The sequence below is a fragment of the Duganella qianjiadongensis genome, from assembly GCF_009857915.1.
GTDB lineage: Bacteria > Pseudomonadota > Gammaproteobacteria > Burkholderiales > Burkholderiaceae_D > Rugamonas > Rugamonas qianjiadongensis.
Genome location: NZ_WWCM01000016.1, coordinates 24,441 through 37,544 on the forward strand (window position 1 = coordinate 24,441; position 13,104 = coordinate 37,544).

General features: G+C 60.1%; 15 protein-coding genes. 2 read left to right on the plus strand and 13 right to left on the minus strand.

Going from position 1 to position 13,104, the window contains the following annotated elements; genetic code table 11:
* Positions 1 to 47 precede the first annotated feature (47 nt).
* The 12 genes from GTP27_RS18815 to GTP27_RS18870 form a co-directional block, all read right to left on the minus strand.
* Positions 48 to 1,553, minus strand: coding sequence for a Do family serine endopeptidase (locus GTP27_RS18815; protein WP_229634227.1), 1,506 nt, complete (start codon positions 1,551 to 1,553; stop codon positions 48 to 50).
* A 202-nt stretch (positions 1,554 to 1,755) separates the two neighbouring features.
* Positions 1,756 to 2,058 (minus strand): RseA family anti-sigma factor, encoded by a 303-nt coding sequence (locus tag GTP27_RS18820; RefSeq protein ID WP_229634228.1) that lies wholly within the window; start codon positions 2,056 to 2,058, stop codon positions 1,756 to 1,758.
* A gap of 98 nt (positions 2,059 to 2,156) precedes the next feature.
* Positions 2,157 to 2,759 (minus strand): RNA polymerase sigma factor RpoE, encoded by a 603-nt coding sequence (gene rpoE / locus GTP27_RS18825; RefSeq protein WP_161040690.1) that lies wholly within the window; start codon positions 2,757 to 2,759, stop codon positions 2,157 to 2,159.
* An 82-nt stretch (positions 2,760 to 2,841) separates the two neighbouring features.
* A complete protein-coding gene (locus GTP27_RS18830; protein WP_161040691.1) occupies positions 2,842 to 3,339 on the minus strand; it encodes a protein YgfX in 498 nt (165 codons plus the stop codon).
* A gap of 211 nt (positions 3,340 to 3,550) precedes the next feature.
* Positions 3,551 to 4,798 carry a beta-ketoacyl-ACP synthase II gene (gene fabF / locus GTP27_RS18835; protein WP_161040692.1) on the minus strand — a complete coding sequence of 416 codons (1,248 nt, stop codon included), beginning with the start codon at positions 4,796 to 4,798 and terminating at the stop codon, positions 3,551 to 3,553.
* Positions 4,799 to 4,827: 29 nt separating this feature from the next.
* Positions 4,828 to 5,067, minus strand: a complete 240-nt coding sequence (gene acpP / locus GTP27_RS18840) for an acyl carrier protein (protein WP_055936274.1) — start codon at positions 5,065 to 5,067, stop codon at positions 4,828 to 4,830.
* 145 nt (positions 5,068 to 5,212) lie between these two features.
* Positions 5,213 to 5,959, minus strand: a complete 747-nt coding sequence (fabG, locus tag GTP27_RS18845; protein ID WP_161040693.1) for a 3-oxoacyl-ACP reductase FabG — start codon at positions 5,957 to 5,959, stop codon at positions 5,213 to 5,215.
* Positions 5,960 to 6,004: 45 nt separating this feature from the next.
* Positions 6,005 to 6,940 (minus strand): ACP S-malonyltransferase, encoded by a 936-nt coding sequence (fabD, locus tag GTP27_RS18850; protein ID WP_161040694.1) that lies wholly within the window; start codon positions 6,938 to 6,940, stop codon positions 6,005 to 6,007.
* A 99-nt stretch (positions 6,941 to 7,039) separates the two neighbouring features.
* A complete protein-coding gene (locus GTP27_RS18855; protein WP_161040695.1) occupies positions 7,040 to 8,065 on the minus strand; it encodes a beta-ketoacyl-ACP synthase III in 1,026 nt (341 codons plus the stop codon).
* Positions 8,066 to 8,088: 23 nt separating this feature from the next.
* The gene (plsX, locus tag GTP27_RS18860) at positions 8,089 to 9,147 is read right to left on the minus strand and encodes a phosphate acyltransferase PlsX (RefSeq protein WP_161040696.1); all 1,059 of its coding nucleotides are present in this window, start codon (positions 9,145 to 9,147) and stop codon (positions 8,089 to 8,091) included.
* A gap of 193 nt (positions 9,148 to 9,340) precedes the next feature.
* On the minus strand, positions 9,341 to 9,523 hold the full coding sequence (rpmF, locus tag GTP27_RS18865) for a 50S ribosomal protein L32 (protein ID WP_008449924.1): 183 nt from the start codon (positions 9,521 to 9,523) through the stop codon (positions 9,341 to 9,343).
* Between the two features lie 177 nt (positions 9,524 to 9,700).
* Complete coding sequence (locus GTP27_RS18870) at positions 9,701 to 10,201, minus strand: YceD family protein (RefSeq protein ID WP_161040697.1); 501 nt, start codon at positions 10,199 to 10,201, stop codon at positions 9,701 to 9,703.
* 128 nt (positions 10,202 to 10,329) lie between these two features.
* Between GTP27_RS18870 and GTP27_RS18875 the strand changes: the two genes are divergently transcribed.
* Both GTP27_RS18875 and GTP27_RS18880 read left to right on the plus strand, forming a co-directional pair.
* A complete protein-coding gene (locus tag GTP27_RS18875; protein ID WP_161040698.1) occupies positions 10,330 to 10,950 on the plus strand; it encodes a Maf-like protein in 621 nt (206 codons plus the stop codon).
* A 42-nt stretch (positions 10,951 to 10,992) separates the two neighbouring features.
* Positions 10,993 to 11,718: an SAM-dependent methyltransferase gene (locus GTP27_RS18880; RefSeq protein WP_161040699.1), complete on the plus strand. Its 726-nt coding sequence runs from the start codon at positions 10,993 to 10,995 to the stop codon at positions 11,716 to 11,718.
* 42 nt (positions 11,719 to 11,760) lie between these two features.
* Here GTP27_RS18880 and GTP27_RS18885 read toward each other — a convergent pair whose 3' ends face one another.
* Positions 11,761 to 13,026, minus strand: a complete 1,266-nt coding sequence (locus GTP27_RS18885) for an EAL and HDOD domain-containing protein (protein WP_161040700.1) — start codon at positions 13,024 to 13,026, stop codon at positions 11,761 to 11,763.
* Between the last annotated feature and the right edge of the window lie 78 nt (positions 13,027 to 13,104).

Consider the following 13,104-nt stretch of genomic DNA (forward strand, 5'->3'; position numbering starts at 1 on the left):
ATAAAACAGCGCCAGCCGACTGCACGGCAGCCGGCGCTGCGGACTCCTTATTTGACAGCGGGACGGACCGGAATGAATTGCGACTGCTCGCCCCGGCGCACCAGCAACAGCACAGGCTTTTTGCCATCGAGCTTGGCCAGCACAGCATGGAACTGGCGGCTATCGCGGATTTCCGTATTATTCACCTGCAGCAGCACATCGCCCTCTTCCAGACCGGCATCGGCTGCGGGACCGTCCACGGCGTCCACCAGCACACCGGCGGCGAGCCTCAGCTCCTTCTTCTGCTCGGCGCCAAGGTCGCTCACCCGCAGGCCCAGCAAGTGGGCCGCCGCCTTATCCGCCTGCGCATCATCTTTGCTTCGAGCTTTGCCGGCTGCCTTGACCTGCTTTTCGCCATCGAGGTCCGCCACGCTGATCGGCAATTCGATCTGCTTGCCCTGACGCCACAGCGTAATCGTCAGCTTCGCGTCCAGCGGGGTGCTGCCCACCAGCCGCGGCAGATCGGACGAGCGCTTGATGGTGGTGCCATTGAACTTGAGGATGATATCGCCCGGCTTGACGCCAGCCTTGTCCGCCGGACTTGCGCTTTCCACCTGCGATACCAGTGCGCCCTGGGCCGATTTCAGGCCCAGCGATTCAGCCACTTCCTTGCTCACTTCAGCAATCTTGACGCCCATGCGGCCCCGGGTCACCTTGCCGCTCTTCTTGATCTGCTCCGACACGCGCACCGCTTCATCGATAGGGATGGCGAAGGAAATGCCGTTGTAGCCACCCGAAAGCGTGGCGATCTGCGAATTAATGCCGATCACCTCGCCGCGCATATTGATCAGCGGGCCACCCGAGTTGCCGGGATTGACCGCCACATCGCTCTGGATCAGGGCCAGATATTCGCCTGTGTCGCGCTGCTTGGCCGAGATGATGCCTGCCGTGACGGTATTTTCCAGATTGAAGGGCGAACCGATGGCAATCACCCACTCGCCCACCCGGATCTTGTCCGAACTGCCCAGCGTCAGGAACGGCAGGTCTGTGCCGTCGATTTTCAGCACCGCCACATCGGTACTGGCGTCCGCGCCCAGCACCCTGGCCTTGAATTCGCGTTTATCCGTCAGCGTGACCAGCACTTCATCGGCGCCGTCGATCACGTGGGCATTGGTCATCACATAGCCATCGGCTGACAGGATGAAACCCGAACCCACGCCACGCGGCACCGGCTCTTCGGACGGGGTCTGACGACGCCCGCGCGGCACCGCTTTGCCACCCGGCTGCGGCAGGCTGCCGCCAAAGAAACGGCGCAGGAATTCCTGCATCTCCTCTTCGCCGATCTGGCCTTGTGCGCCCATACGGCCGCTTTTCGGACGTTCCAGCGTGCGGATATTCACCACGGCCGGACCAACCTGATCAACTAGGTCAGCGAAATTCGGCAAACCGACGACAGCGCCAGTGGCAGCTGCGGCTGCCTGCGCAGGTGCCATACCGAACACGGAGAAGCAGACACTGGCACCGATGGCCAGCGCTCCCAGCATTTTACGATCAACAGCAAGGTGTTTTTTCATGGAAGGTATCGGTCTTTAACAGGTTGCGGAACGCAGCGTACCGGCACAGGCTGAGCCCGCATACCGGATCACGTATGTTAAGCGAAAATCCGCGCTCAGGCACAGTCCTGCCTTAGCCTCCTGCCTTAGAAAGACGCGCGAACGACGCGCAAACCGATCGATTAGCCCGTGCGCCAGCGTGCAAGCAAGCTGCAGCAGCCCCTCAGGGCAAGGTTGCGCTGCTGGGCGCATCCGTGCCGCCCGCATCGGCCGCCTCACCGCCAGCCGCAGCAGTACGCCGGCCATAGGCTGGCTCGGCAGCCAGACGGCGCGCCAGCCGGCTCTGAAAGGCGCCGCCATCGATAGCCGTAGCAGCAGCCCCGGCATCGGCCTGCAGGGCCACCCGGATAAGGTGGCAGGCACGCCAGTATTGCTGTCCGTCCGGCGTGGCCAGTGCGGCCAGCGCCAGCTCGCGTTCGCTCTCATCGAGCTCGCCGTCCGCTAGCGCAGAAAGTTGTTCGTGCATCCGTGTTTGCATATCCATCGTGCCATCTGCCCCGTCTAAGCCCCTACCCCAGCCCAAAGAATTTCCCGACGCCAAATTGCAGCATCATCATTGCTGCCCTACCAGCGCTTGTCAACCGGCACATCCAGCATGGGGCGCAGTTTATTGGCAATCACTTCGCGCGCGCGGAAGATGCGGCTACGCACAGTCCCGATGGGGCAAGCCATGATGGCGGAAATCTCTTCGTAACTCAGACCTTCGATTTCGCGCAAGGCAATGGCCGTGCGCAAATCCAGCGGCAAAGCATCCATGGCGGCATTCACGGTCTGGGCAATCTGCTTGCTGGCCAACATGGACTCCGGCGTATTCATATCGCGCAATTGTTCGCTATCGGCAAAGGTCTCCGCCTGCTCGGCATCAATGTCGGTAGACGTGGGAGTGCGCCGCCCCTGCGTGGCCAGAAAATTCTTCGCCGTATTGATGCCTATGCGGTACAACCACGTATAGAAAGCTGATTCGCCGCGAAAATGCCGCAAGGCGCGATAGGCTTTAATAAAGGTCTCCTGCACCACATCCTCGGCTTCTGTCTGGTCGTGCACGATACGTGACAGCAAGCGCATCAGCCTGCGCTGGTATTTCGCCACCAGCATATCAAAGGCCTGCTTATCACCATCCCGTACCCGCTCAACCAGCTGCTCGTCACACTCGCGTTCAGTTGTCACGCCTGCATTCCTCGATGATCCGCAGCGCCGGCAACTCCACTCCCTAAGGTATAGAGTTTGCCCGCTGCAAGAAGTTCCAGCTTTATTTGCTGGCGCCCAGAGCCCGGCACGCCAGCATCAGCGCTCGCCAGTCCGCCGCCGTCACGCTGTCGGGCAGCACCGCCAGATAGCGCCCCGCCTGCCCCGGCGCACCCAGATGCAGCACCAGCAGCCAGGGCCAGATCAATGTCCCGTCCAGAAGATAGTGCGCGTGCGGCACATCCGCCGTCCGTACCGCAACGCACGCTGGCAGCGCGCGCTCCGTCTCACCGCGCACCAGCCCGCTAGCAGCGCCAGCACTGCCTTGCGGCGCCGAATACTGATATACCGACAAGCGCCACTGGCCGCCAGCCGATATATCAAGCTGCCATGTTGCGGCAGGCGTGTGGGGGCGCGCAGCGGCGGCCAGCGTCAGGCACAGCAGACTCCAGCACTGATCCTGACAGAACAGCGCCGACAGGCAGACGGCGCAGCGCATACCCGCACACAGCCAGCGCAAGCGCGGCGATGGATGCAGGACGACATACGCAGCAATCGACATGGCAGATATCCGTGCGCAGCAGAACCATAGGCCAGCGCACTCCAGCGCACAGCGGTGGAAGCGGGATTTCGTACTAAACAGGAAAACAGATGGGCGCGCCGGCAGCAAGGCCGGGCAATTCTGGCAACGAAGAATACCGCCGCCGAATTGACGCTCACCCTGTTTAGACAGGGTGAGCGTTATTTAGTTCAGACCGGAGCCGAACCGGATATTACAGTTTGCCGAACACCAGACTGCCGTTGGTGCCGCCGAAGCCGAACGAGTTCTTGACTGCATACTCGATCTTCATATCGCGCGCCACGTTGGCACAGAAGTCCAGATCGCAGGCCGGATCCTGGTTGAAGATGTTGATGGTTGGCGGCGACACCTGATGGTGTACTGCCAGTACCGTAAACACTGCTTCCAGACCGCCGGCGCCGCCCAGCAGGTGACCCGTCATCGACTTGGTCGAGTTGATCACCATATTTTTGGCGTGCGCACCAAAGGTACGCTTGATGCCTTGCACCTCGGCCAGATCGCCCAGCGGGGTCGACGTGCCGTGGGCATTCAGGTAGTTCACCTGATCCGGATTGACACCGGCGTGCGCCAGTGCAGCAATCACGGACTTGCTGCCGCCGCTACCATCTTCCAGAGGCGAAGTCATATGATAAGCATCGGCACTCATGCCGAAGCCCAGCAGCTCCGCGTAGATTTTGGCGCCGCGCGCTTTGGCGTGCTCGTACTCTTCCAGCACCATGACACCGGCGCCTTCACCCAGCACGAAACCGTCACGATCGGTATCCCATGGACGGGATGCGGTCGCTGGATCATCGTTACGGGTGGACAGAGCACGGGCCGAAGCGAAGCCGCCCAGACCCAGTGGCGATACGGTCGATTCCGCACCGCCAGCGATCATCACGTCGGCATCGCCGTATTCGATCAGGCGGGCCGCCATGCCGATGCAGTGCAGGCCGGTGGTACAGGCCGTCACGATCGACAGGTTAGGACCGCGCATGCCGTACTTGATCGACAGATTGCCCGAGATCATATTGATGATCGAAGCAGGCACGAAGAATGGCGAGATACGGCGCGGACCGCGCTTGTCGTAGTCTTCCTTGGTTTCTTCGATCAGCGGCAGGCCGCCGATACCGGAACCTATCATCACGCCGATGCGATCGGCGTTCTCTTCGGTAACGACCAGGCCGGCGTCTTGCACCGACTGCATGCCGGCTGCCATGCCGTAATGGATAAAGGTATCCATGTGGCGCGCTTCCTTAGCGGGGATGTAATCCTCGATCTGGAAGCCTTTGACTTCACCGGCGAAGTGGGTGGTGAAAGCTTGCGCATCAAACTTGGTGATGCTGGCGATCCCCGACTTACCCTCGGTGATGGCGGCCCAGGTGTCGGCAACGGTATTGCCCACCGGGGTCACGCAGCCGAGGCCGGTGACGACAACACGACGGTTTTTAGAACCTCTCAAGCGATTCTCCTAGAGTCGATCGGGCAGAATTAGGCCTTGACGTGGGCAGTAGCGTAGTCAATCGCTTGCTGCACGGTCGTGATCTTTTCTGCTTGTTCGTCAGGGATTTCCATTTCGAACTCGTCTTCCAGAGCCATTACCAGCTCTACGGTGTCCAGCGAGTCAGCGCCGAGATCGTCAACGAACGAGGACTCGGTCTTGATGTCTGCTTCAGCGACGCCCAGTTGTTCAGCGACGATTTTCTTAACGCGTTGTTCGATATCCGACATGTTATGGCTCCATTATGTTTGTTACGGAAAGCGCGCATTTTATCAGGTTTGCGCGCCTAAAAACGATTTTCGGCGTCTGCTGCTAAATCAGCCGAAAACACTGCTAAAAGACGGGAACCGGTGAACATTTCCTCACCGGAACACATCAATTCATATACATCCCGCCGTTCACGTGCAGGGTAGTACCGGTAATATAGGCTGCCTGTGGCGAGGCCAGGAAGGCCACCGCGGCAGCGATGTCTTCCGGCTTGCCCAGACGAGCCAGCGGAATCTGGGTCAGCAGGGCGGCATGCTGCTCTTCGCCCAGCGATTTGGTCATATCGGTATCGATAAAGCCCGGCGCAACGCTGTTGACCGTGATGTTGCGGCTACCGATTTCCCGCGCCAGAGCGCGCGTCATGCCTTCCACGCCAGCTTTGGCAGCAGCGTAGTTCATCTGGCCCGGATTGCCCGACGAAGCTACCACCGAGGTGATGTTGATGATGCGGCCGGTCTTGGCTTTCATCATGCCGCGCAGCACACCACGCGACATGCGGCCCACGGCGCTCAGATTGGTGGCGATCACCTGATCCCACTCTTCATCTTTCATGCGCATGGCCAGTTGATCCATGGTGATGCCGGCGTTGTTGACCAGAATACCGACGGCGCCGTAGGTTTTGCTGATCTCGTCGATCAGGCCGGTGCAGCGCTCGGCATCGGTGACATTCAGTACCACGCCTTTACCGGCTTCCGCACCGATCTCGGCCAGATAGGCGGAAATCGCTTCGGCGCCAGCTTCGCTGGTGGCCGTACCGATCACGCGGGCACCCTGACGGGCCAGTTCCACGGCAATTGCCTTGCCGATACCGCGCGATGCGCCCGTAACCAGAGCGACTTGATTTGCTAGATTCATGTGTTTCCTTTGAGGTGTAGGGAGTGTGCCTGAAGACCCGGCCGCTTATTTGAGCAGGGTCAACACGCGTTCCAGCGATGCTTGATCGGTGATGGCGTCGCCCACCAGATTGTCATCGATACGCTTGGTCAGACCCATCAGCACTTTGCCGGGACCGCATTCGATCACGTTGGTAATGCCTTCTGCCGCCACTTTCTGCATGGTCTCTACCCAGCGCACAGGCGCGGCCGCCTGACGCACCAGCGCATCCTTGATGGCGGCCGGATCGTTGAGCACGGCCACGTCGACGTTGTTGATCAGCGCGATCTGTGGCGCGGCAAACGTCAGGTCAGCCATGTAGTCGCGCAGACGGTCCGAAGCCGGTTTGAGCAGCGACGAGTGGAATGGTGCCGAGACCGGCAGTTTCAGCGCGCGTTTGGCGCCCTTGGCTTTGGCGATCACGCAGGCGCGCTCCACCGCTGCCGTTTCACCGGCGATCACAACTTGCGCTGGCGCATTGAAGTTGACCGCTTCCACCACGCCGCCTTGGGCTGCCGCTTCGCGGCAGCTCGCGCGCACATCATCGTCGCTCAGACCCAGCACCACGGCCATGGTGCCCTGCCCCACCGGCACAGCTTCCTGCATGGCTTGTGCGCGGAAGCGCACCAGCGGCACGGCATCCTTGAACTGGATCACACCGGCCGCCACCAGCGCCGAGTATTCACCGAGGCTGTGACCGGCCACCAGCGACGGCAGCGGACCACCGGCCGCCAGCCAGGCGCGGTAGACGGCCACGGCCGCCGTCAGCATCACCGGCTGGGTATTGGTGGTCAGATCGAGCTCTTCTTTCGGGCCTTCGGCCATCAGTTTGCCCAGATCGCACTGCAGTGCGTCGGACGCTTCTGCAATGGTTTGCGCGACCACCGGATTACCGGCAAAGCCTTCCATCATGGCAATCGCCTGCGAACCCTGACCAGGGAAAACAAAAGCAAATTTAGTCATTACTTCATCCATCAGATTATGTAGATCGCTACGCTAGCATGTCATCGTGACATCTGCACTACTGGCGAGTTCGTTAGAACTCTAATTCTAAATCGGGGCCTAAAGAGCAGCCTTGTTATCGCCCAGCTCCGGCAAACCGCTCATCTTAACAAGGACGGCGCCCCAAGTGAAACCACCGCCCACGCCTTCCATCATCACATTGTGACCATTTCTGATGCGGCCATCGCGTACGGCCACGTCCAGCGCCAGCGGAATCGAGGCTGCCGAGGTATTGCCATGCTGGTCTACCGTCACCACCATTTTTTCCGGCGGCAGGCCCAGTTTCTTGCCGGTGCTGCTCATGATGCGGATATTGGCTTGATGTGGCACCAGCCAGTCGATCTGGTCCTGCGTCATGCCCGCCTTGTCCAGCGTCTCATGGGCCACTTTTTCCAGCACGGAAACGGCCAGCTTGAACACTGCCGGACCGTCCATGTACAGGAAGGCGCTACCATCGACGTCACCGGCCTTCACACTGCCCGGCACGCTCAGCACATGCGACTGACGGCCATCGGCGTGCAGTTTGGTGGCCAGCACGCCCGGCTCTTCCGACGCCGTCATGACGATGGCGCCGGCGCCATCGCCGAACAGCACGCAGGTGGTGCGGTCTTCGAAATTGAGGATGCGCGAAAATACTTCCGCCCCGATCACCAGCACATTCTTATGCACGCCGGCACGGATGAAAGCGTCTGCCGTCGACACGGCATATACAAAGCCCGAACATACGGCTTGCACATCCACGGCCGCGCCGTTATTGGTAATGCCCAGTTTCTGCTGCACGATGCAAGCCGTGCTGGGGAAGCTGCCAAAGCAATCGGGGGTCGAACTGGCCAGAATGATCAGATCGATATCGTTGGGTTGCAGCTTGGCCATTTCCAGCGCGCGCTGTGCGGCAATCACGCCCAGATCGGAAGATTTCTGCTCGGCTTCGGCGAAATGACGCGCCGAAATGCCGCTACGGGTGACGATCCACTCGTCCGAAGTTTCTATGCCTTGGGCTGCGAGCTGATCCGCCAGTTCCTGGTTGGTCACGCGCTTTGCTGGCAGATAACTGCCAGTGCCGATAATTTTGCTATACAAAGTCATGCCCTCTCGTCGTCCACTACTGATTATTTTGAGGCCGGGGCTTCCGGCGCTTCGGCGTTGCGCGGCATCAGCTCGGAAATCAAAGTCGAGATATGCGGCAACACATCATTTTTTGCAGCATCATACGCGCGCTTGATCGCCCATTCAAACGAATATGCATCGGCGCCGCCGTGGCTCTTGAAGACCAGGCCACGCAGACCGAGCAGGCTGGCGCCGTTATAGCGCGATGGCGACAGACGTTTCTTGACGTTGTTGAGCGCACCACGGCCGATCAGCGCGCCCAGCATGGTCAGCGGGTTGCGGGTGAATTCCGATTTAACCGTATCAGCAAAGAAGCGTGCCACACCTTCCACTGCTTTCAATGTGACGTTACCCACAAAACCGTCACACACGACGATATCGGTGGTGCCTTTGAAGATGTCGTTGCCTTCCACATTGCCGTAGAAGTTGAGCGCGCCGCGCTCGTGGTCGGCCTGCAGCAGCTTGCTGGTGGCCTTGACCACGTCGTTGCCCTTGATGTCTTCCGTCCCCACATTGAGCAGGCCCAGAGTAGGACGGGGTATATTTTCCATGGCCGACACCATGACCGAACCCATGATGGCGAACTGGTGCAGGTGGTGCGGCTCGCAATCGACGTTGGCGCCCAGATCCAGCATATAGGTGGGGCCGCCCTTGGAATTGGGCATGATGCTGCAGATGGCCGGACGGTCCACGCCCGTCATGGTTTTGAGCACATAGCGGGCCACTGCCATCAGTGCGCCGGTATTGCCGGCCGAAACGCAAGCCTGGGTCTTGCCGTCCTTGACCTGCTCGATCGCCACGCGCATCGAGGAGTCTTTTTTACGGCGCAGCGCCACTTCCAGCGGATCATCCATGGTCACCTGCTCGGAGGCGTGCACGATACTCAGACGCGGGTGGGCTTCTGCATGATGTTTTTTAAGTTCTGCGCGCAATACGTCTTCCAGACCGACCAGTACCAGTTCGGCGTCGGCATGTTGCTTGAGGAAGGAAATTACCGCGGGAATGGTGACCGATGGACCATGGTCTCCGCCCATGCAGTCGATAGAGATTTTGATTGTCATTTGGGTTGATTCAGTACCACGCTCCAGCCCGGATAGGACCAGTGGCGGCCGGCGGCGGACCATACAGCGGTCGGTCTACGCGATTCAAAATGACGGTGTGCAAAGAGGATTGCAGCCGATGATAAAGAAAAAGCGATGCTGCGCGCCTTATACACGTAGCACCGCCTATTTCAGAGTCCAGCAAAAGCGTCGATTACTCGTCGTTTTTGGTTTTCAGGACTTTACGACCACGGTAGAAGCCGTTAGGGCTGATGTGGTGACGCAGGTGGGTTTCACCGGTGGTAGGCTCGATACCCAGTTGTGGAGCAACCAGGAAATCGTGCGAACGGTGCATACCGCGCTTCGATGGGGACTTCTTGTTCTGTTGAACTGCCATGTTAATGACTCCTAATACTAAGTTCTAAAATTTTAACACATTCGACCAGCAAATACATGCGAATCGAGTATCCTACCAGCAAAATTACTTGCAGGCATTAGTGTATTGCTTTACTACGGTTCACTGCTAACTTGCCATACTCGATTACTACACGCGTTTGACACGTTCTTTACAACACTACTTATTCGGGGTCAGGCCCTTGAGGGCTTCGAAAGGCGACAATTTCGCGCTTTTTGCCTTGTCCAGCAGAGCGGTATCGGGGCAGACTTCGTGTTTCGGCGTATGCGGCAGGGCCAGCAACGCTTCGTCTTCCACCATATCCATCAGCTCCATGCTGCGGCTACCGACGATCACATCGATCGTCTCGTCATTCACCATTTCTTCGATTTCATCCGCCTGCTCATCATCTTTACCGAGCATCAACAGCGTGGACGAATCGATGCTGTGCGCGTAAGGCGTCAGGCAGCGCTGGCAAACCAGTTGCACGGTACCGGCAACGGACAGCGTCATCTGCGGAAAGCCCAACTTGCTGGTGCTTCCTACGGCACTCCAGGTAATCGTGCCGGACGGGTCCGCACATTCCTTGGCCAAACGGGTCATTTCGGCAACAGGCGTCACGCCTTGCTGGCTGCCGTTGCTCCGACAAAAATCAAAGGCGTCGATCACAATAGCATTCATTACAGAAAATTTCCCCGGAAAACCTGCGATAATAGCAGGGTTTTCAGTCGTTCGTCAAAGGATATGCGTCATTCTCCCTCATTTCAGGCACTTACGCTACCGGCGACAGAGCATATAACATTCCCCTCATGACCACAAGTTTACCCTGCACACCCCCGCAACCGCGTCTGATCCTGGCTTCGAGTTCCGCCTACCGCAAGGAATTACTGTCGCGCCTGCAACTGCCGTTCGACGTGGCCGTGCCCGACATCGATGAAACCCCGCTGGCCGGCGAAGGCCCTGCCGCAACGGCCTTGCGGCTGGCGCGCGAGAAAGCCGCCGCCGTGGCGGCCCGCCTGCCCGGCTGTCTGGTGATCGGCTCCGATCAGGTCGCCACGCTGGACGGCGCCCAGATCGGCAAGCCCGGCGACCACGCGCGCGCTTTGGCACAATTACAACAGATGCGCGGCCGCACCGTGGTCTTCCATACGGCACTCTGTCTGTGGGACGGCCGCGACGGCAGCCACCAGCTAGCCGAAGTCCGCGCCCACGTCACCTTCCGCGACTTGCCCGACGCCGAGCTCGACGCCTATCTGCGCATCGAGCAGCCGTATGACTGCGCCGGCAGCGCCAAGAACGAAGGGCTGGGCATCGCCATCCTCGAGCGCATCGAAAGTGACGACCCCACTGCCCTGACCGGCCTGCCCCTGATCGCCCTGACCGGCATGCTGCGCAACACCGGCGTGGCCTTTTTTAATACCGCCAGCTGATGGCACTGCCGTCGCTGCCTCCAATCTACCCAAGACATCACCATGACCGGCACCCTCTTTCTCATTCCTAACACGCTAGGCGACACGGAAACTCTCGCTTCCGTCCTGCCCGAGCAGGTGCAGGAACTGACCGCGCGGCTCGACTACTTTGTGGCGGAAAACGCCAAGACCGCGCGCGCCTTCCTCAAACTGATTAATGCACGCCACCCGCTAGCCCAGCCGCTGCAGGAAATCCGCATCGCCGAACTCAACGTCAACACGCCGGCCAGTGCACTGGCCGGCCTGCTGCAGCCTTTGCTCGATGGTCAGGATGGCGGGCTGGTTTCGGAAGCCGGCGTACCGGCCGTGGCCGACCCCGGTGCCGATCTGGTGCGCCTGGCCCATCAGCACGGCATCCCTGTGCGGCCGCTGGTGGGCCCGTCCTCGCTGCTGCTGGCCGTGATGGCTAGCGGTCTGAACGGCCAGAGCTTTGCCTTCAACGGCTATCTGCCGACCGACGCCGCCCAGCGCGCCAGCCGCATCAGGGAGCTGGAACAGCGGTCGCGCAAGGAAAAACAGACCCAGCTCTTCATCGAAACGCCGTATCGCAACGGCGCCATGCTGGAAGCGCTGAGCGCCGCCTGCGCGCCCTCCACGCTGATCTGCGTCGCGACCGACCTCAGCCTGCCTAGCGAAGCTATCCGCACCATGACGGCAGCCAGATGGAAGAGCGCGCCCGTGCCGGACTTCCACAAGAAGCCCACTGTGTTCCTGCTGCTGGGCCAGTAAGCGGGCGCTCCTGCCAGCGCCATGGCTACCTTGCCGCGCGGCTCAGATGCCGCGCGTATAGTCACTCACCCATTCGATGGCGGCCAGCTGTATCGCATACAGCTCGGCTGGCGTGAGCTGCAGTGCCAGCAGGCGCTGGGCCAGATGCTGGCCATCGCGCCCCTGCTCTATCTGCTCGATCAGGCTCAGCATATTTCCGTAGTCGCCAGCACGGTAGAGCAGCGCCGTGCGCACTTCTTCCAGCACATGCACGCTGTCGAGCACCTCGCTCATGTGCATGGAGAATAGCGTATCCATCAGCGACATCACGCCCACCGTAAATCCGACGTCGGCATACACGCGCTGGTCCGGCCGCAGATGCGCCATCATCAGCTCCAGCGTCTTGCCGCGCGTGGTGGCCAGCTGCAGCAGCGGCGAGGTAAACTCCGGCGCCGCACCGTTCTTCACATACAGCAATATCTGCAGCCAGCGCCTGAGCTGGCGCCGCCCCAGCACCATCAGGGCGTGTCCAACCGAATTGACGCGGCAGCGCGCGCCCACGGCCGGCGTATTGACCAGCCGCAGCAGATTCAAGGTAATCAGGGCATCATGCTTGACGCTGCGCTCGATTTCGTCGCTGGCGGCGTCGGCATTGAGCAGATCCAGCAGGTGCAGCACACTGCGCTGCGAGGGAGAAATCTTCTTCCCGCTCAGAATCATGGGACGGGCAAAATAATAGCCCTGGAAATATTCGAAACCGAGATCCATGCACTGCTGGAATTCGTCCATGGTTTCGACTTTTTCCGCCAGCAGCTTCTGGCGCGGATTCTTGAACTGGCGCGCCAGTGCAGGCAGCTGTTCCAGCCCCATTTCGTGGATATCGATCTTGATGACTTCGCACAGGGGCTGCAACTGCATCACATCCTCGGTCTGGGCAACCACGTCATCGAGGGCGAAACGGAAACCGGCGCGTTTCAGTTCGCGTATACGGTCCAGCAGCTCCGGCGTGGCTTTGACGGTTTCGAGAATTTCGAGTATGACCTTGTCGGGCGGCAGAAAGCGGATAAAGTCGCTCATCAGCCCCACCGCGTCGACGTTGACGAAGGCCATCTGGTCGCCCACCACCTGTCCCATGCCCAGTTCGGAAGCATGGGCAATCACGCTGGCCGTGGCGGCCGTATCGTCGCTGATACAGGCATCGTTGCGCACCCGGCCATCGCGGAACAGCAGTTCATAGGCCACCAGCCGCTGGCCCCGGTTCAGTATGGGCTGACGCGCGAGGAAGAAATGATCGAACGGTCTGGCTGCTTGCGGCGGCGCTAACATCATGGGTACACCCCATCAGGTAATCAGCCGCAACCCGGCGACGCGGGGCTGCGGCTGATTACCAGACTATACCCATCATAT